Below are 16,018 nucleotides of genomic sequence, written 5' to 3' on the forward strand. Positions count from 1 at the left end.
CCTCGCGTGTCGCACCCGACCGCTCGGTCCAGGTGGCCTCCATGATGGGATCGAGCGTCGGGTGCAACCTGCGCCCTGAGCTGAAGGTCGAACGCCCATCCCGTCGTGAAAGGCCCCATCCTCGTGACCACTCCCCAGAACTACCTGGCCGTCATCAAGGTCGTCGGCATCGGCGGCGGTGGCGTCAACGCCATCAACCGGATGATCGAGGTGGGCCTCAAGGGCGTGGAGTTCATCGCCATCAACACCGACGCGCAGGCGCTGCTGATGAGCGACGCCGACGTCAAGCTCGACGTCGGCCGTGAGCTCACCCGCGGTCTGGGCGCCGGCGCCGATCCCGAGGTCGGCAAGAAGGCTGCCGAGGACCACGCCGAGGAGATCGAGGAGGTGCTCAAGGGCGCCGACATGGTCTTCGTGACCGCCGGCGAGGGCGGCGGCACCGGGACCGGTGGCGCTCCGGTCGTCGCCAAGATCGCCAAGGGCCTCGGCGCCCTGACCATCGGTGTCGTCACCCGTCCGTTCACCTTCGAGGGCCGCCGCCGCGCCAACCAGGCCGAGCTCGGCATCAACGCGCTGCGCGAAGAGGTCGACACCCTCATCGTCATCCCCAACGACCGGCTGCTGTCGATCAGCGACCGCAACGTCTCGATGATGGACGCCTTCCTCAGCGCCGACCAGGTGCTGCTGTCCGGTGTCCAGGGCATCACCGACCTGATCACGACCCCGGGTCTGATCAACCTCGACTTCGCCGACGTGAAGTCGGTCATGCAGGGCGCCGGCTCGGCGCTCATGGGCATCGGCTCGGCCCGCGGCGACGACCGCGCGGTGCAGGCGGCCGAGCTCGCGATCTCCAGCCCGCTGCTGGAGGCCAGCATCGACGGTGCCCACGGGGTGCTGCTGTCGGTGCAGGGTGGCTCCGACCTCGGTCTGTTCGAGATCAACGAGGCCGCCCGCCTGGTGCAGGAGGCTGCCCACCCCGAGGCCAACATCATCTTCGGTGCGGTCATCGACGACGCCCTCGGCGACGAGGTGCGGGTCACCGTCATCGCGGCCGGCTTCGACGGGGGCTCGCCGCAGCGTCGCCCCGACGAGCGCGCGCTCGGTCAGATCCAGGGCGGCCCGCAGGCCCAGCAGCCCGCGCAGGGCGGCGGCGCCCAGCAGCAGTCCGGCCCGCAGGGTGCGAGCCCGGCCGGTGCCGGCCAGCAGGCCGGTGGCCAGGGTCAGCAGCCCCCGCGCCAGGCTCCGGCCGCCGGAGGCGACCGCAACCAGGCCCCGACGCAGGGCGTGCCCACCCAGGCGCCGTCCCAGACCCAGCCCGCCCCCTCCGGCCAGGGCGGCCAGGGTGCGCAGCAGGCGGGGCAGCAGGGCGGCGACCAGCGTCAGCCCGGCGGCACCCCCGGCCAGGTCCAGCAGGGGCAGAGCGCCCGCCCGCCGCGTGAGGTCACCTTCGACGACAAGGACGACCTCGACGTCCCCGACTTCCTGAAGTGAGCCGATGATCGGCTGGCAGGACCGGCTCACCGGTCCCGCGGGCCGGGTCGTCGACCGTTACTTCACCGACGCCCGCGGGGGCGTCAGCCGCCCGCCGTACGCCGGACTCAACCTGGGTGCGCACGTCGGCGACGACCCCGCGGCCGTCGCGGACAACCGCACCCGGCTGGCCGACGAGGTCGGCGTGCCGACCGAGCGGCTCGTCTGGATGAACCAGGTGCACGGCGCCGAGGTCTGGGTCGCCGAGCAGCAGGGGCAGACCCCGCCCGAGGGCGACGGGGTGCTCACCACGACCGCCGACCTCGCGCTGGCCGTGCTCGTCGCCGACTGCACCCCGGTGCTGCTCGCCGACGTCGACGCCGGTGTCGTCGGGGCCGTCCACGCCGGGCGCCCCGGCATGGTCGCCGGCGTGGTGCCGGCCGCGGTGCGGCGGATGCGCGACCTCGGCGCCGAGCGGATCGTCGCGGCGGTCGGCCCGTCGGTGTGCGGTCGCTGCTACGAGGTGCCCGCCGAGATGCGTGACGCCGCAACGGATCTCGCGCCCGGCTCGCGCGCCGTCAGCTGGACCGGCACCCCGGCCATCGACGTCGCCGCCGGCGTGGTCGAGCAGCTGACCGCCGACGGGGTCGAGGTCTCCTGGGTCGCGGGCTGCACCCGCGAGAGCGACCATCTCTACTCCTACCGCCGCGACCAGCGCACCGGCCGGTTCGCCGGCGTGGTCGTGCTGCGCGGCGAGGGCGCGTCGTGACCGAGCGTCGCGACGAGCTGGCCGCCAACCTGCAGCGGGTGCGTGAGCGCATCGGCGCGGCCTGTGCCGACGCCGGGCGTTCGCCCGAGGAGCTCACCCTCGTCGTCGTCACGAAGTTCTTCCCGGCCTCCGACGTCGCGCTGCTCGCCGACCTCGGCGTGACCGACGTGGCCGAGAACCGGCACCAGGAGGCCGGTGAGAAGGTCGCGAGCCTCGACCCCGACGTACGCCGTCGGCTGGCTGTGCATTTCGTCGGCCAGCTGCAGAGCAACAAGGCCGCTGCCGTGACGCGCTACGCCGACGTCGTGCAGAGCGTCGACCGGGCCAAGATCGCCCGCGCCCTCGACCGCGCGGCGGACGAGCGCGACCACCCGCTGGAGGTCACCGTGCAGGTCGACCTGTCCGGCGACGACGCGGGGCGCGGGGGAGTGCGCCCGGCCGACCTGCCCGCCCTGGTCGAGGAGGTCGCCGGGCTGGAGCACCTGCGACTGCGCGGGCTCATGGCGGTGGCGCCGCTGGGTGCCGACCCGGCGCCGGCGTTCGCCACCCTCGCCGAGCTCGTCGAGAGCACCCGTCGCGACCACCCCGACGCGACCTGGATGTCGGCCGGGATGAGCGGCGACCTGGAGCAGGCGATCGCCGCGGGCGCGACACACCTGCGTGTCGGCAGCGCAATCCTCGGTTCGCGACCGGCTCAGCGGTAGCGTCGGCGGCGGTTCGCAAACGACGTTGCTGACGGCTCTCCGGGCGTCAGGGAAGACCCTCCAAGGAGCGGATGATGAGCGCCCTGCGCAAGACGATGGAATACCTCGGACTGGCCGAGGTCGACCCTGCTCACCCCGACAACCGTGCGCGCCGCGCCGACGACGGCTCGGTCTACGACGACGCGTACGCCGCTGACGGTTACGGCTACGACTACGACCCGGCCGACGACGAGGTCTACGACGACAACCCGGCCCCGGAGCAGTCGGCCGAGGTCACCCCGCTGCCGCGCCGGGCCCCCGCGCCGCACCCGGTCCGTGAGATGCACCACTCGGAGGTGGCGGGGATGAACCGCATCGTGCCGATCCACCCGCGCACCTACAACGAGGCCAAGGCCATCGGCGAGAGCTTCCGCGACGGTGTCCCGGTCATCATGAACCTCAGCGACATGGACGACGGCGACGCCAAGCGTCTGGTCGACTTCGCCGCCGGCCTGGTCTTCGGTCTGCACGGCACCATCGAGCGCGTCACCAGCAAGGTGTTCCTGCTGTCCCCGGCCACCATCGAGGTCGCCACGCAGACCGGTCAGCCCTCCAAGAACGCCCGCGTCCTGTTCAACCAGAGCTGATCTCGCGCGGGCCCTGCCCGCTCCTTCCGCAGCCACGTCGCGCAGACTGTCGCCATGGACGCCATCCGGGCAGTGCTCATCCTGCTCCTGTATGTCTTCTTGATCCTGCTGCTGGCCCGGCTGGTGATCGACTGGGTCCAGGTGCTGGCCCGCGACTGGCGTCCGCGCGGCCCGGTGCTGGTCATCGCCGAGGTCGTCTACACCGTCACCGACCCGCCCCTGCGAGCCCTGCGGCGGGTCATCCCACCCCTGCGTCTGGGGCAGATCAGCCTCGACCTGGCCTTCCTCGTCCTGATGCTGGCTGTCACTTTGTCGCTCAGTCTTCTAAGGTGACGGCGACAGTTTTTGATTCTGCGGTCGACCTCGAAGGCACTTGCGCCGGGCCGGTCGGCCCACTTGTGGTGACCGAGGTGAAGACACATGGCGCTGACGCCGGAAGACGTGGTGACGAAGGAGTTCGGCCGGCCGAAGAGCTTTGGTCGTAGTGGCTACGACGAGGGCCAGGTGGACGACTTCCTCGACGACATCGTCGTGGAGCTGCGTCGGCTGAACGCCGAGAACGAGAAGCTCTCCGGACAGCTCGAGGACTGCCGTCGCGGCAAGGGCCTCACGGGTCGGGAGACCACGGGCGAGCAGACCAAGGAGCAGCCCAAGACGGGTGCGGCCGCGGTCCCCGGTCTCACTCCCGTGCCGGCCGGCGGCTCCGCCGCCGCCAAGGCCGACGACGGCGAGCTGAAGGCGAGCCAGCAGAAGCTGGCCACGCTGAAGGCCGAGCTGGCCCGCACGGAGGAGGCGACCCGCGTCGCCAAGGACTCCCAGCGCCAGGCCGAGGAGAAGCTCGCGGCGATCAAGGCCGAGATCGACAAGGCCCAGGCCGCTCAGCGCGAGGCCAACGCGGCCGAGCGCGAGGCACAGACCCGCCTCGCCGACGCGCGCAGCAAGGCCGAGGCCGCCGAGAAGGCGCAGCCGGCCGCCGCGCCGCAGCAGCCCGCGACCGCCCCGGCCCCGGTGGCCGGCCAGGCGGCTTCGGTCGCCGGTCAGTCGCCCGCGGCCGGACAGGCCGAGGGCGTGGGCAGCGGGGCGACCGCCGCCGCGGCGGGTGCCGCGGGCGGTGCCGGCGCCGCGGGCGTCATCGCGCTGGCCCAGAAGCTGCACGACGAGCACGTCGCCGACGGTCAGAAGACCAAGGACCGTCTCGTCGGCGAGGGCGAGTCCTACCGCGACCGCGTGGTGGGCGAGGCCAACACCAAGCGCGACGAGCTCATCAAGGCGGGCCAGACCAAGCACGACGAGCTGGTCAAGGCCGGTCAGACCAAGCACGACGAGCTCGTGCGCACCGGTCAGCAGCAGCACGACAAGCTGGTCAAGGACGGCACCGACAAGTCGCAGACGATGCTGCGCGACGCCGAGAGCCAGAAGACGACCATCCTCGGGCAGCTCAACACCGAGCGCGACCGCCTCACCGGTGATATCGAGGGGCTGCGCGGCTTCGAGCGCGACTACCGCGGCAAGCTCAAGGCGTTCCTCGACGACCAGCGCAAGTTCCTGGACACCACCATCGACGGTGGCGACCCCAAGTCCACGGCCGGCTCCTCCGCGAGCTAGGTCGACCGACCCGTCGCCTACGACGCCCCGGCCCCTGCGGGCCGGGGCGTCGTGGGTTGTGCCGGCGAGGGCGTACGTCATCCACCCCGGTGAGGGGAATCGGCGCGTGTGCGTTGTTCCGGGTGCGGGCGTCCCTTATCCTCGCCCGGAACGCCCGGCTCCTGCGTCGACGTGGGGCAGTGGCTCCATCGGTGTGGAGAGGGACTCATGGCTGGCACGGACAAGCATGATGCGGGCACGTCGAGCACGTCGGGGGTCACCGGCCGCGTGGGCCGCGCCCTGCGCAGCGTGGTGAGTGCGGGGCGGCGCTCGGGCGGCGAGGGTGGGTCCGGCAGCGCCAAGCCCGCGGCCAAGAAGTCCACCGCCGGCACGAGCGCGGCGAAGAAGACCGCCGCCAAGTCGACCGCGAAGAAGGCCCCCGCGAAGAAGGCGAGCGCCAAGAAGGCGAGCACGACGAAGGCACCCGCGAAGAAGGCGCCGGCGGCGAAGTCCACCGCGAAGAAGACCGCGACGAAGAAGACCGCGGCCGGCACCAAGGCTCCGGCGAAGAAGGCTCCTGCGGCCACGAAGCCCGCGGCCGCGAAGAAGACCACCGCGAAGAAGACCACCGCGACGAAGCCGGCCGCCAAGAAGACCAGCGCCAAGAAGACGACCGGCGCGAGCGCGCCCGCCACGAAGGCTCCGGCGAAGAAGCAGGCCACCAAGGCGACCACCAAGGCCGCGCCCGCCAAGAAGAGCACCACCAAGGCTGCGCCGGTCAAGAAGGCTACGACCAAGGCTGCGCCGGCCAAGAAGAGCGCGCCGGCCAAGAAGAGCGCGCCGGCGAAGCAGGCCGCCGGCGCGACGTCCGCGGCCCCCGGTCAGCTGCGGGTGCGCCAGGACGAGTCGCCGTGGACGAAGAAGGAGCTCGATGCCGTACGCGCCGAGCTGCTGGCGGAGCAGGAGCGGCTCACCACCGAGCTGTCCGGGATCGAGCAGGACATCCAGCAGCTGATGCGCGACAGCGGCGACGGGTCCGGTGACGACCAGGTCGACGCGGGCGCCAAGACCTCCGAGCGCGAGCAGGAGTTCACCGTCGCGCAGAACTCGCGGGCGATGCTGGCCCAGACGGAGAAGGCGCTGCGGGCCATCGACGACGGCACCTACGGCATCTGCGAGAATTGCGGCAACGCGATCGGGAAGCTGCGCATGCAGGCCCAGCCGCGTGCCACCCTCTGTGTGACATGCAAGCAGAAGCAGGAGCGTCACTGAACGCCGCAGCCGCACCGTCCGCCGGTCGCGACGAGACCTCGTCCGACTCGGGAGCCGACGCGACCCCGCCCCGCCCGACGACCGACGAGACCGCTGAGCAGCCGAGCCGCTCGAACCGGCTGATCGCGGTCCTGATCGGCATCGCGGTCGTGACGTACGCCATCGACCAGCTGAGCAAGGCGTGGGTCGTCGCCAACCTGCAGATGGGGGAGCCGCACCCGATCGTCGGGGAGTTCTTCCAGCTGCGCCGGGCTGCGAACCCGGGCGCGGCGTTCTCGATCGCCACCAACGCCACCTGGCTGCTGACGATCATCGCGATCGTCGTGATCGGGTGCACCATCTGGGCCGCCCGCAAGCTGCGCAGCCGGGGCTGGGCGGCAGCGCTCGGCCTGCTGATCGGCGGCGCGCTGGGCAACCTCACCGACCGCTTCTTCCGGGCGCCCGGCGGCGGCAAGGGGCACGTCGTCGACATGTTCCAGCTGCCCAACTGGCCGATCTTCAACGTGGCCGACGTCTGGATCGTCAGCGCCGCCGTGCTGATCTGCCTGCTGGCCTTCCGGGGCATCGGCATCGACGGCACCCGGGTCAGCGACGACAAGGACAAGGACACGGACGAGCACGCGACCAGGTCCGAGGCCGCCCGCGCCGACGACGCGGAGCGCTGAGGTGGCCGAGGTCCGGGCGCTGCCGGTGCCCGACGGGCTCGAGGGCGAGCGGGTCGACGCGGCCGTGGCGCGCCTGCTGGGGCTCTCGCGCACCCGCGCCGCCGAGCTGGCCGCCGACGGCGTGATCACCGTCGACCACAAGGTCGTCGGCAAGTCCGACCGGGTCGGCGCCGGCCAGTGGCTGGAGGTCGAGCTGCCCGAGCGGCTCGGCCCGCGCCAGCCCGAGGTCAAGCCGGTCGCCGTGCCGGGGCTGAAGATCGTCCACGAGGACTCCGAGATCATCGTGGTCGACAAGCCGCTCGGCGTCGCCGCGCACCCGAGCGTGGGCTGGGACGGCCCCGACGTGGTGAGCGGGCTGGCCGCCGCGGGCAAGCGGATCTCGACCTCGGGCGCCGCGGAGCGGCAGGGGATCGTGCAGCGGCTCGACGTCGGCACGAGCGGACTGATGGTCGTCGCGAAGTCCGAGCGGGCGTACACCGTGCTGAAGCAGGCGTTCCGCGACCGCACGGTCGAGAAGACCTACCACGCGCTCGTGCAGGGCCTGCCCGACCCGGTGATCGGCACGATCGACGCGCCCATCGGTCGCCACCCCGGGCACGACTACAAGTTCGCCGTGATGAAGAGCGGGCGGCCGAGCGTCACGCACTACGAGCTGCTCGAGGCGTTCCGCCGCGCCTCGCTGCTCACCATCCACCTCGAGACCGGCCGCACCCACCAGATCCGGGTGCACATGGCCGCGCTGCACCACCCGTGCGTCGGCGACCCGCTGTACGGCGCCGACCCGACGCTGGCCAAGAAGCTCGGCCTGGACCGGCAGTGGCTGCACGCCAAGGAGCTGTCGTTCGTGCACCCGGGATCGGGCGAGTGGGTGACCTACACCAGCGACTACCCCGACGACCTGCAGGCGGCGCTGGACCGGATCCGCGAGCTCGACTGAGCGGCGCCGTGGCGAGGGGGTGGGCGTGCAGGACTCGCCCAAGCCGTACGTCGTCTGGTGGGTTGGTCCGCTCGGACAAGTACCGAATCGCCGACGTTCGTAGGGGCCGCCTGCTTCACTTCGGGCATGGAGACTGATGCGGCTGCCAGACGTCTGGCAGATCGGATGGAGCGCGACGGGATTCAGCTGGTCGAGTGGCGAGGCGGGTACCCCGACGAGATCGAGGCGGCGCTGATCAACGCCGTCCTCTCTATTCGGGCGAGGTACGGGACGGTGACGAACGGGGTCAGGGGTGCAGTCGGCCGATACCGGGATCATGAGCAGCGTCGGTTGGACGACCTCACGGTCCTGGCGAAGCGCAAGCCAGAGCTGCTGGCCCGCCAGCTCGACAATCACGCGCGGGCGTCCGGGCGACTCAAGGCCGACCTCATCGTTGACGCAGCGAGGCGCCTGGTGGATGCAGGGGTGACGCGCGCTGGCGACCTCGACCCGGTCGGGGACCGTCATCGGCGGGCGTACACCGGAGTGCGGGGGCTGGGTGCAGTCACGTGGGTGTACTTCGCGATGATGCTGGGGCATGACGGGGTGAAGGCCGACACGTGGATCCAGAAGTACGTGACCCACGCCGTCGGCGCGCCGCTCGATCCGGCGCGCGCCGAAGCAGTTGTCGCGGCGGTAGCGGCGCAGCAGCAGGTGGAGGTGCGGCAGGTGGACCAGGCGATCTGGCGGTTCGCCCGCAGCCGCGAAGGGGCAGCCAGCCTGTCCGACTCCTGACTGCGCAACCGCGGGAGTGCGCTGAGAGTGCACGTCTTGCCCATGTCTTACGTCGTCGGTGGGCGAGTCGCGCACACTCACCGTCCGCGGGTGAGGTGACGGGCCGGCGGGAGCTGGCCGCGGGCAGCGCGGCTGCGGCGGGGCCTGTCGGTGTCCGGACGTAGACTCTGCGGCGATGACCGGGAACAGCTTCGTCCACCTGCACAACCACACCGAGTACTCCATGCTGGACGGTGCGGCCCGCATCGACGACATGTTCCAGGTGGCCCAGGAGATGGGCATGCCGGCGATCGCGACGACCGACCACGGCTACCTGTTCGGGGCGTACGAGTTCTGGTCGAAGTCCCGCAAGTACGACGTGAAGCCGATCATCGGCCTCGAGGCCTACGTCACGCCGGGCACGCACCGCACCGACAAGACCCGCGTGAAGTTCGGCGGCGACCGGACCAACCCGCGCGACGACGTGTCCGGTGGCGGTGCGTACACCCACATGACGCTGCTGGCGCGCAACAACGCCGGCATGCACAACCTGTTCAAGATGGGCTCGCTGGCCTCGCTGGACCAGGTCTACGCGAAGTGGCCGCGGCTGGACCGGGAGCTGCTGAACCAGTACGGCGACGGCCTGATCGCGACGACCGGGTGCCCGTCGGGAGAGGTGCAGACGCGGCTGCGCCTGGGGCAGTACGACCTCGCCCGCGACGCGGCGGCGGAGTTCCGCGACATCTTCGGCGCGGAGAACTACTACCTCGAGCTGATGGACCACGGGGTCGAGGTCGAGCGCCGGGTGCGCGATGACCTGCTGCGCCTGGCCAAGGACCTGTCGCTGCCGCTGCTCGCGACCAACGACCTGCACTACGCCCGCAAGGAAGACGCCAAGGCGCACGGCGCGCTGCTGTGCGTGCAGTCCGGCTCGACCCTGCTCGACCCCGACCGGTTCGCGTTCGACGGCGACGGCTACTACCTGAAGTCCGCGGCCGAGATGCGCGAGGTGTGGCGCGACCTGCCCGAGGCGTGCGACAACACGCTGCTGGTGGCCGAGCGCTGCGAGGTGTCGTTCACCGAGGGCGAGGGCCGGTTCATGCCGCGCTTCCCGGTGCCCGAGGGCGAAGACGAGACGTCCTGGTTCATCAAGGAGGTCAACTCCGGTCTGCGCGGGCGGTTCCCGGCAGGGGTGCCCGACTACGCCCAGAAGCAGGCCGACTACGAGATCGACGTCATCGTCGGCAAGGGATACCCGGGGTACTTCCTGGTCGTCGCCGACTTCATCAACTGGGCCAAGGAGAACGGCATCCGCGTCGGGCCCGGGCGAGGCTCCGGCGCGGGGTCCATGTGCGCGTACGCCATGGGCATCACCGACCTCGACCCGCACCCGCACGGCCTGATCTTCGAGCGGTTCCTCAACCCCGAGCGCAAGTCGATGCCCGACTTCGACGTCGACTTCGACGAGCGTCGCCGCGGCGAGGTGATCAAGTACGTCACCGAGAAGTACGGCGACGAGCGCGTCGCGCAGATCGTCACCTACGGCACGATCAAGGCCAAGCAGGCGGTCAAGGACGCCTCCCGCGTGATGGGCCACCCGTTCGCGGTGGGGGAGTCGCTCACCAAGGCGATGCCCGCCGACGTGATGGGCAAGGGCGTGCCCCTGTCGGGGATCTACGACCCCGAGCACCCGCGCTACGCCGAGGGCAACGAGTTCCGCGCGCTGGTCGAGACCGAGAACCACTTCGGCGAGATCGTCGAGACCGCGAAGGGCCTCGAGGGCCTGAAGCGCCAGTGGGGCGTGCACGCCGCCGGCGTGATCATGTCGTCCGAGCCGCTGATCGACGTCATCCCGATCATGCGCCGGCTGCAGGACGGCCAGGTCATCACCCAGTTCGACTACCCCAGCTGCGAGACGCTCGGGCTGGTCAAGATGGACTTCCTGGGTCTGCGCAACCTGACGATCCTCGACGACGCGATCAAGAACGTGAAGGACAACCGCGGCGAGGACATCGACCTCGACGCGCTGTCCAAGACGCTCGACGACAAGGCGACCTACCAGCTGCTCGGCCGCGGCGACACCCTCGGCGTCTTCCAGCTCGACGGCGGCGGTATGCGCACCCTGCTGCGGCTGATGCAGCCGGACAACTTCGAGGACATCTCGGCGGCGCTCGCGCTCTACCGCCCCGGCCCGATGGGCGTGAACGCGCACACCAACTTCGCGCTGCGCAAGAACGGCAAGCAGGAGCTCACCCCGCTCGACCCGCAGCTGAAGGGCAAGCTGCAGGCCGAGATGATCACCGCGCTCGAGCCCATCCTCGGCACGACCTACGGCCTGGTGATCTATCAGGAGCAGGTCATGGAGATCGCCCAGCAGCTCGCCGGCTACACCCTCGGCAACGCCGACCTGCTGCGCCGCGCGATGGGCAAGAAGAAGAAGGAGGTGCTCGACGCCGAGTACGTCCCCTTCTCCGAGGGCATGAAGGCCAAGGGCTTCAACGAGGCCTCGATCGCCGCGCTGTGGGCGGTGCTGGTGCCCTTCTCCGACTACGCCTTCAACAAGGCACACACCGCGGCGTACGGGCTGGTGTCGTACTGGACCGGATACCTCAAGGCCAACTACCCCGCCGAGTACATGGCCGCGCTGCTGACCAGCGTGCGCGACGACAAGGACAAGTCGGCCATCTATCTCGGCGAGTGCCGCCGGATGGGCATCAAGGTGCTGCCGCCCGACGTCAACGAGTCGGTCGCCGACTTCGCCGCGGTCGGCGAGGACATCCGGTTCGGTCTGGCCGCGATCCGCAACGTCGGCCGCAACGTCGTCGACGGCATCGTGCAGGCGCGCGAGAGCAAGGGCCGGTTCGAGTCGTTCGAGGACTTCCTGCGCAAGAGCCCCGCGGTCGTCTGCAACAAGCGCACCGTCGAATCCCTCGTGAAGGCAGGCGCGTTCGACGACCTCAAGCACACGCGGCAGGGTCTGGTCCACGTGCACGAGCAGTACGTCGACGCCCTGGTCGACGAGAAGCGCGCCGAGGCCGTCGGCCAGGACAGCCTGTTCGGCGGGTTCGGCGACGAGCCCGGCATCGAGCTCGCGGCGCTGCCGCCCGTGCCCGACATGGAGTGGGACAAGCACACGCTGCTCGCGTTCGAGCGGGAGATGCTCGGGCTCTACGTCAGCGACCACCCGCTGCTCGGCCTCGAGCACGTGCTGACCAAGCACGCCGACACCTCGATCTCACGGCTGATCGGTGAGGACGGTCCGCCCGACGGCACCACCGTGACGATCGCCGGGCTGATCACCGGGCTGCAGGTCAAGCGCACCAAGAAGGGCGACCTGTGGGCCATCGCGACGGTCGAGGATCTCGACGGGTCGGTGGAGTGCCTGTTCTTCCCCTCGACCTACATGACCGTCTCGACGATGCTCAGCCAGGACGTCGTGTGCGTGGTCAAGGGGCGGGTCAACAAGCGTGACGAGCAGGTGGCGCTGAACGCCATGGAGCTCACGCTGCCCGAGCTCGGCGACGGGCCGCAGGGCCCGGTGGTGCTCTCGCTGCAGGCGGTCCGGGCCACCAACGGTCTGGCCGAGCGGCTCAAGGGCGTGCTGCACGAGCACCCCGGCGTCACCGAGGTGCACCTGAAGCTGACCCAGCCCGGACGGTCGGTCACCGTGCGGCTCGGCGACGAGCACCGGGTCTCGGTGAGCCCGTCGCTCTACGGCGACCTGAAGGCCCTCCTCGGCCCCGCCTGCCTCGCCCGCTGACGCTCACGCCGGTCGAGTGGGCCAACACGCCGGTCGAGTAGGCCAGCACGCCGGTCGAGCGGGCCAGCACGCCGGTCGAGCGGGCCAACACGCCGGTCGAGTAGGCCAACACGCCGGTCGAGCGGGCCAACACGCCGGTCGAGTAGGCCCGCGAGGGACGAGCGGGACGTATCGAGACCCGCCAGCGGAGGGCATGAGGGGTCGGCGCCATGGGACTCTTCGGTTCGGCCAGCGACAAGACGCCCCTGGAACTGCCCGACGCTCTGGCGCAGCGGGTGGATGACCTGCTGGCCCGCGACGACTACTTCGCCGCCATCAGGCAGGTGCGCCGGGAGACCGGGGCCGGCCTCGTGGTCGGCACCCGGGCCGTCGACCATGGCCAGGAGCTGCGCGACTCGGCGTGAAGGGTCAGGCGTCGGCCCAGCGCAGCACCCGGAGCGCGCGCAGGGTGTTCCACCGGCTCGGACGGCCGACCCCGTCGTCCAGCGCGAACCACTGCATCCCCGCATGCAGGTTCTCCAGCAGCCAGGTGCCGTCCGCGGCCTGCTTGCTGCGGATCAGGTCCAGCGCCTCGGCGAGCCGCGGGTCCGGGGCCGCACCGGTGTCCCTGAAGTAGTCGAGCGCGCGCAGCACGTCGTAGTGCCAGTGCGGCGGGAAGGCCGGCAGCAGGAAGTCGGAGTCGACCACCTCGCCGGTGCTGAGCCGGCGCAGGAGACCGCGTTCTAGCAGGTACTCCTCACCCGCCTGCCGGGCCGCGGTGACGTCGATCGAGCCGCCGGCGCGGGCGTACTCCCACAGGCCCTCCAGCACGCAGATCGTGGTGTGGAACGAGGAGCGGGCCGAGCCGTTCTCGGCCTCGCAGTTCCAGCCGCCGTCGGGCAGGCGCTCGCGGAGCAGGCGGGTCACGATGCCGTCGACCGGCTGGCCGAAGGAGGCACCGATCGCCACCGTGCCTCCGTTGATGCACGGCTCGACCTCGCCGTCGAAGAAGCGGGAGCCGTCGTACTCCCAGCGGGCCTTGTCGGCGGCGGCCTGCACGGCGGTGCGCACGCGCGGGTCGGCCGGGTCGGCGCCGAACGCCAGCAGCAGGCGCAGCGTCGGCAGCGTGGCGACCCAGGGTTGGGCGTCGCGGTCGCCGACGACGGAAGCAGGCGGCGTCCAGCCGTTGCCCGGGAAGCACGCGCCACCGGCCCACTGGCCGTCCTCTTGCAGGTCGAGAAGCCTTGCTCCCCAACCGGTTTCGGTGATCCTGGCTCGCTCGGCGGCGACGTCGGCGTGGCTGGCGTCGGTCAGGTCGCGCAGCACCTGCCAGCGGATCGCCGGGTCCCCGTCGAGCAGCCACTCGGTCACGTCCGTCGCCATGTCGGTCTCCTTCGCCTGGGTGGGAGCGACGCTAGAGCCGGTTGCGGACGGTTGGCGTCAGGTTGGGGGGTCTCGATACGCCGCTCGTGCCTCGCGGCTACTCGACCGGCTTGGGGGTGGGGGCTACTCGACCGGCTTGGGAGGGGCGGGGAACGTGAGGTGGGGGTGGGCCCGTCACAGGTCTGGACAACCAAGCCCGTGGGGGTGCGGGCGAACCGGAGGAGGGGCCATGACGGTCATCGAGCAGGAGCGGGTCGACCACGAGGGCGAGACCCAGGTGCGGATCGACTGCCCGCAGCGCATCGACCTGCGGCGGCTCACCAAGCCGAAGGGCCGGATGGCCTCGGTCGTGCGGGTCATGCCGGGTGACGGCGACAACCGGCTGCCGCTGCCGGCGGTGTCGATCGCGCAGCTGCTGCTGCGGCCGTACTACGCGACCATCCGGGTCGACGGCGCGTTCGGCGCGCAGACCCGGGCCGCGGTGATGGCCTTCCAGGTGCGCACGCACCGGCGCGTCACCGGGATGCTCGGTCAGGACGACTGGGCGATCCTGTGCGACCGCAGCACGGTGACCATCGGCAGCCGCGGCAACGCCGTGCGAGCGGTGCAGCTGCTGCTCAACCACCGTCTCCCGATCGGGCGCCAGCTCGTCGTCGACGGTGTCTTCGGCACCGGCACGAGCATGACCGTCAAGGACGTCCAGCGCGCCGCGGGGCTGCAGCCCACCGGCCTGGTCGACCGGGCGACGTACGCGGCGTTGCTGCACGCGTGACCTTCCGGGCCGGGTCTAGTCTGCGAACAAGTCCCGTCGCAGGAGGTCCGCCATGTCCGGAGCATCGTTCCGCCCGTCCCGCCGTCACGCGCTCGCCCTCTCCGGCTCGGCCCTGACGGCCGCGGCCCTGGCCGCCTGCGGGGGCAACACCGGCCGGCCGGAGTCGGGCGGCAGCAGCAGCGGCGGCAAGCCGACCATCGCGCAGTGGTACCACCAGTACGGCGAGGACGGCACCGAGCAGGCGGTCAAGAAGTACGCCTCGGAGTATCCCGACGCGTCGGTCAACGTCACCTGGATCCCCGGCGACTACGACAAGAAGGCCGCCTCCTCGCTGCTCACCTCGAGCGGGCCCGACGTCTTCGAGTACGGCAACGGCCCGACCATCGACATGATCACCGGCAAGCAGGTGGTCGACCTGAGCGACCTGCTCGGCCCGGCCAGGTCCGACTTCACCCCGTCGCTGCTGGAGCGGATGACCTACCAGGGCAAGCTCTACGGCATCCCGCAGGTCGTCGACATGCAGCTGTTCGTCTATCGCAAGAGCATGCTCAGCAAGGCCGGCGTGACGCCGCCGCGCACGTTCGACGAGCTGCTCGCCGCCGCCGACAAGCTCACCCAGGGCAAGGTCAAGGGGCTGTTCCTCGGCAACGACGGCGGCGCCGGCGTGATGGGCGGGCCGGTGCTGTGGTCCAGCGGCACCGACTACCTCACCCAGGACGACAAGCCGGCGTTCAACACCCCCGCGGTCGCGCAGGCGCTCGCCAAGCTCGCGACGCTGTTCAAGAGCGGCAACCTGCTGCTCGGCGCGCCCAGCGACTGGTCGGAGCCCGCGGCCATCACCCAGGGCCTGACCGCCATGCAGTGGACCGGCCTGTGGACCCTGCCGATGATCCAGGAGGCGCTCGGCGACGACTTCGGCGTCTTCCCGTTCCCGGCGATCGGGTCCGGCGGCAAGCCGGCGGTGCCGGTCGGCGCCTACTCCGCCTGCGTGAGCGCGAAGGCCAAGAACGTCACGGCGGCGAAGCAGTTCGTGAAGTGGCTGTGGGTCGACCAGACCGACAAGCAGCTGGACTGGGCTCAGTCGTACGGCTTCCACGTGCCGGCCCGCAAGAGCCTGATCGCCAAGGCCGAGAAGCTCAAGACCGGTCCGGCGAAGCAGGCGGCCGACATGGTCACGCAGTACGGCCACCCGCAGACGCCGCTGCTGTGGACCCCGGCGTCGGCCTCGGCGTTCGGTGACGCGGTCGACAAGATCATCCGGTCGGGCGCCGACCCGAAGAGCTCGCTCGCGGCCGTGCAGCGCACGGTCACCAACGAGCTCAAGCGCTTCGCCTGACCCGCGAC

General features: G+C 71.0%; 15 protein-coding genes. 14 read left to right on the plus strand and 1 reads right to left on the minus strand.

Features of this window, described 5'->3' with window-relative positions:
* Positions 1–123: 123 nt before the first annotated feature.
* The 12 genes from ftsZ (at position 124) to FB554_RS04655 (ending at position 12,944) form a co-directional block, all read left to right on the plus strand.
* Positions 124–1,491: a cell division protein FtsZ gene (gene ftsZ / locus FB554_RS04600; RefSeq protein WP_142004871.1), complete on the plus strand. Its 1,368-nt coding sequence runs from the start codon at positions 124–126 to the stop codon at positions 1,489–1,491.
* A gap of 4 nt (positions 1,492–1,495) precedes the next feature.
* Complete coding sequence (gene pgeF / locus FB554_RS04605) at positions 1,496–2,239, plus strand: peptidoglycan editing factor PgeF (RefSeq protein ID WP_142004874.1); 744 nt, start codon at positions 1,496–1,498, stop codon at positions 2,237–2,239.
* Positions 2,236–2,943, plus strand: coding sequence for a YggS family pyridoxal phosphate-dependent enzyme (locus FB554_RS04610; protein WP_142004875.1), 708 nt, complete (start codon positions 2,236–2,238; stop codon positions 2,941–2,943). Before pgeF ends, FB554_RS04610 begins: the two co-directional genes overlap by 4 nt.
* Before the next feature lie 71 nt (positions 2,944–3,014).
* The gene (locus FB554_RS04615) at positions 3,015–3,569 is read left to right on the plus strand and encodes a cell division protein SepF (RefSeq protein WP_142004877.1); all 555 of its coding nucleotides are present in this window, start codon (positions 3,015–3,017) and stop codon (positions 3,567–3,569) included.
* A gap of 54 nt (positions 3,570–3,623) precedes the next feature.
* Entirely contained in the window at positions 3,624–3,902 is a 279-nt protein-coding gene (locus tag FB554_RS04620; protein WP_142004878.1) for a YggT family protein, read from the plus strand.
* Positions 3,903–3,989: 87 nt separating this feature from the next.
* Positions 3,990–5,174: a DivIVA domain-containing protein gene (locus FB554_RS17565; RefSeq protein WP_142004880.1), complete on the plus strand. Its 1,185-nt coding sequence runs from the start codon at positions 3,990–3,992 to the stop codon at positions 5,172–5,174.
* A 207-nt stretch (positions 5,175–5,381) separates the two neighbouring features.
* A complete protein-coding gene (locus FB554_RS04630; RefSeq protein WP_142004881.1) occupies positions 5,382–6,425 on the plus strand; it encodes a TraR/DksA family transcriptional regulator in 1,044 nt (347 codons plus the stop codon).
* Positions 6,398–7,090 carry a signal peptidase II gene (gene lspA, locus FB554_RS04635; RefSeq protein ID WP_142004883.1) on the plus strand — a complete coding sequence of 231 codons (693 nt, stop codon included), beginning with the start codon at positions 6,398–6,400 and terminating at the stop codon, positions 7,088–7,090. The genes FB554_RS04630 and lspA overlap by 28 nt, the downstream gene beginning before the upstream one ends.
* A 1-nt stretch (position 7,091) precedes the next feature.
* On the plus strand, positions 7,092–8,027 hold the full coding sequence (locus FB554_RS04640; protein WP_142004884.1) for an RluA family pseudouridine synthase: 936 nt from the start codon (positions 7,092–7,094) through the stop codon (positions 8,025–8,027).
* 126 nt (positions 8,028–8,153) lie between these two features.
* Positions 8,154–8,801 (plus strand): hypothetical protein, encoded by a 648-nt coding sequence (locus FB554_RS04645; RefSeq protein ID WP_142004885.1) that lies wholly within the window; start codon positions 8,154–8,156, stop codon positions 8,799–8,801.
* Between the two features lie 175 nt (positions 8,802–8,976).
* The gene (dnaE, locus tag FB554_RS04650; RefSeq protein WP_142004886.1) at positions 8,977–12,540 is read left to right on the plus strand and encodes a DNA polymerase III subunit alpha; all 3,564 of its coding nucleotides are present in this window, start codon (positions 8,977–8,979) and stop codon (positions 12,538–12,540) included.
* Between the two features lie 209 nt (positions 12,541–12,749).
* Positions 12,750–12,944 carry a hypothetical protein gene (locus FB554_RS04655; protein ID WP_142004888.1) on the plus strand — a complete coding sequence of 65 codons (195 nt, stop codon included), beginning with the start codon at positions 12,750–12,752 and terminating at the stop codon, positions 12,942–12,944.
* A 4-nt stretch (positions 12,945–12,948) separates the two neighbouring features.
* On the opposite strand, the gene FB554_RS04660 is transcribed toward FB554_RS04655, so the two are convergent.
* Entirely contained in the window at positions 12,949–13,902 is a 954-nt protein-coding gene (locus FB554_RS04660; RefSeq protein WP_142004889.1) for a hypothetical protein, read from the minus strand.
* Positions 13,903–14,131: 229 nt separating this feature from the next.
* Here FB554_RS04660 and FB554_RS04665 point away from each other — a divergent pair, with 229 nt between their 5' ends.
* Positions 14,132–14,674 carry a peptidoglycan-binding domain-containing protein gene (locus FB554_RS04665; RefSeq protein WP_142004891.1) on the plus strand — a complete coding sequence of 181 codons (543 nt, stop codon included), beginning with the start codon at positions 14,132–14,134 and terminating at the stop codon, positions 14,672–14,674.
* 52 nt (positions 14,675–14,726) lie between these two features.
* Complete coding sequence (locus tag FB554_RS04670; protein WP_142004892.1) at positions 14,727–16,010, plus strand: ABC transporter substrate-binding protein; 1,284 nt, start codon at positions 14,727–14,729, stop codon at positions 16,008–16,010.
* Positions 16,011–16,018: the final 8 nt, after the last annotated feature.

It is taken from the genome of Barrientosiimonas humi, from assembly GCF_006716095.1.
Classification (GTDB): Bacteria; Actinomycetota; Actinomycetes; order Actinomycetales; family Dermatophilaceae; genus Barrientosiimonas; species Barrientosiimonas humi.

What these genes read in the sequence shown, in the direction of transcription:
- pgeF (WP_142004874.1), top strand. Translation starts at nt 1,496, where the DNA reads ATGATCGGCTGGCAGGACCGGCTCACCGGTCCCGCGGGCCGGGTCGTC.
- FB554_RS04620 (WP_142004878.1), top strand. Translation starts at nt 3,624, where the DNA reads ATGGACGCCATCCGGGCAGTGCTCATCCTGCTCCTGTATGTCTTCTTG.
- FB554_RS04670 (WP_142004892.1), top strand. Translation starts at nt 14,727, where the DNA reads ATGTCCGGAGCATCGTTCCGCCCGTCCCGCCGTCACGCGCTCGCCCTC.
- dnaE (WP_142004886.1), top strand. Translation starts at nt 8,977, where the DNA reads ATGACCGGGAACAGCTTCGTCCACCTGCACAACCACACCGAGTACTCC.
- FB554_RS04645 (WP_142004885.1), top strand. Translation starts at nt 8,154, where the DNA reads ATGGAGACTGATGCGGCTGCCAGACGTCTGGCAGATCGGATGGAGCGC.
- FB554_RS04630 (WP_142004881.1), top strand. Translation starts at nt 5,382, where the DNA reads ATGGCTGGCACGGACAAGCATGATGCGGGCACGTCGAGCACGTCGGGG.
- FB554_RS17565 (WP_142004880.1), top strand. Translation starts at nt 3,990, where the DNA reads ATGGCGCTGACGCCGGAAGACGTGGTGACGAAGGAGTTCGGCCGGCCG.
- FB554_RS04655 (WP_142004888.1), top strand. Translation starts at nt 12,750, where the DNA reads ATGGGACTCTTCGGTTCGGCCAGCGACAAGACGCCCCTGGAACTGCCC.
- FB554_RS04660 (WP_142004889.1), bottom strand. Translation starts at nt 13,902, where the DNA reads ATGGCGACGGACGTGACCGAGTGGCTGCTCGACGGGGACCCGGCGATC.
- FB554_RS04665 (WP_142004891.1), top strand. Translation starts at nt 14,132, where the DNA reads ATGACGGTCATCGAGCAGGAGCGGGTCGACCACGAGGGCGAGACCCAG.
- lspA (WP_142004883.1), top strand. Translation starts at nt 6,398, where the DNA reads ATGCAAGCAGAAGCAGGAGCGTCACTGAACGCCGCAGCCGCACCGTCC.
- FB554_RS04615 (WP_142004877.1), top strand. Translation starts at nt 3,015, where the DNA reads ATGATGAGCGCCCTGCGCAAGACGATGGAATACCTCGGACTGGCCGAG.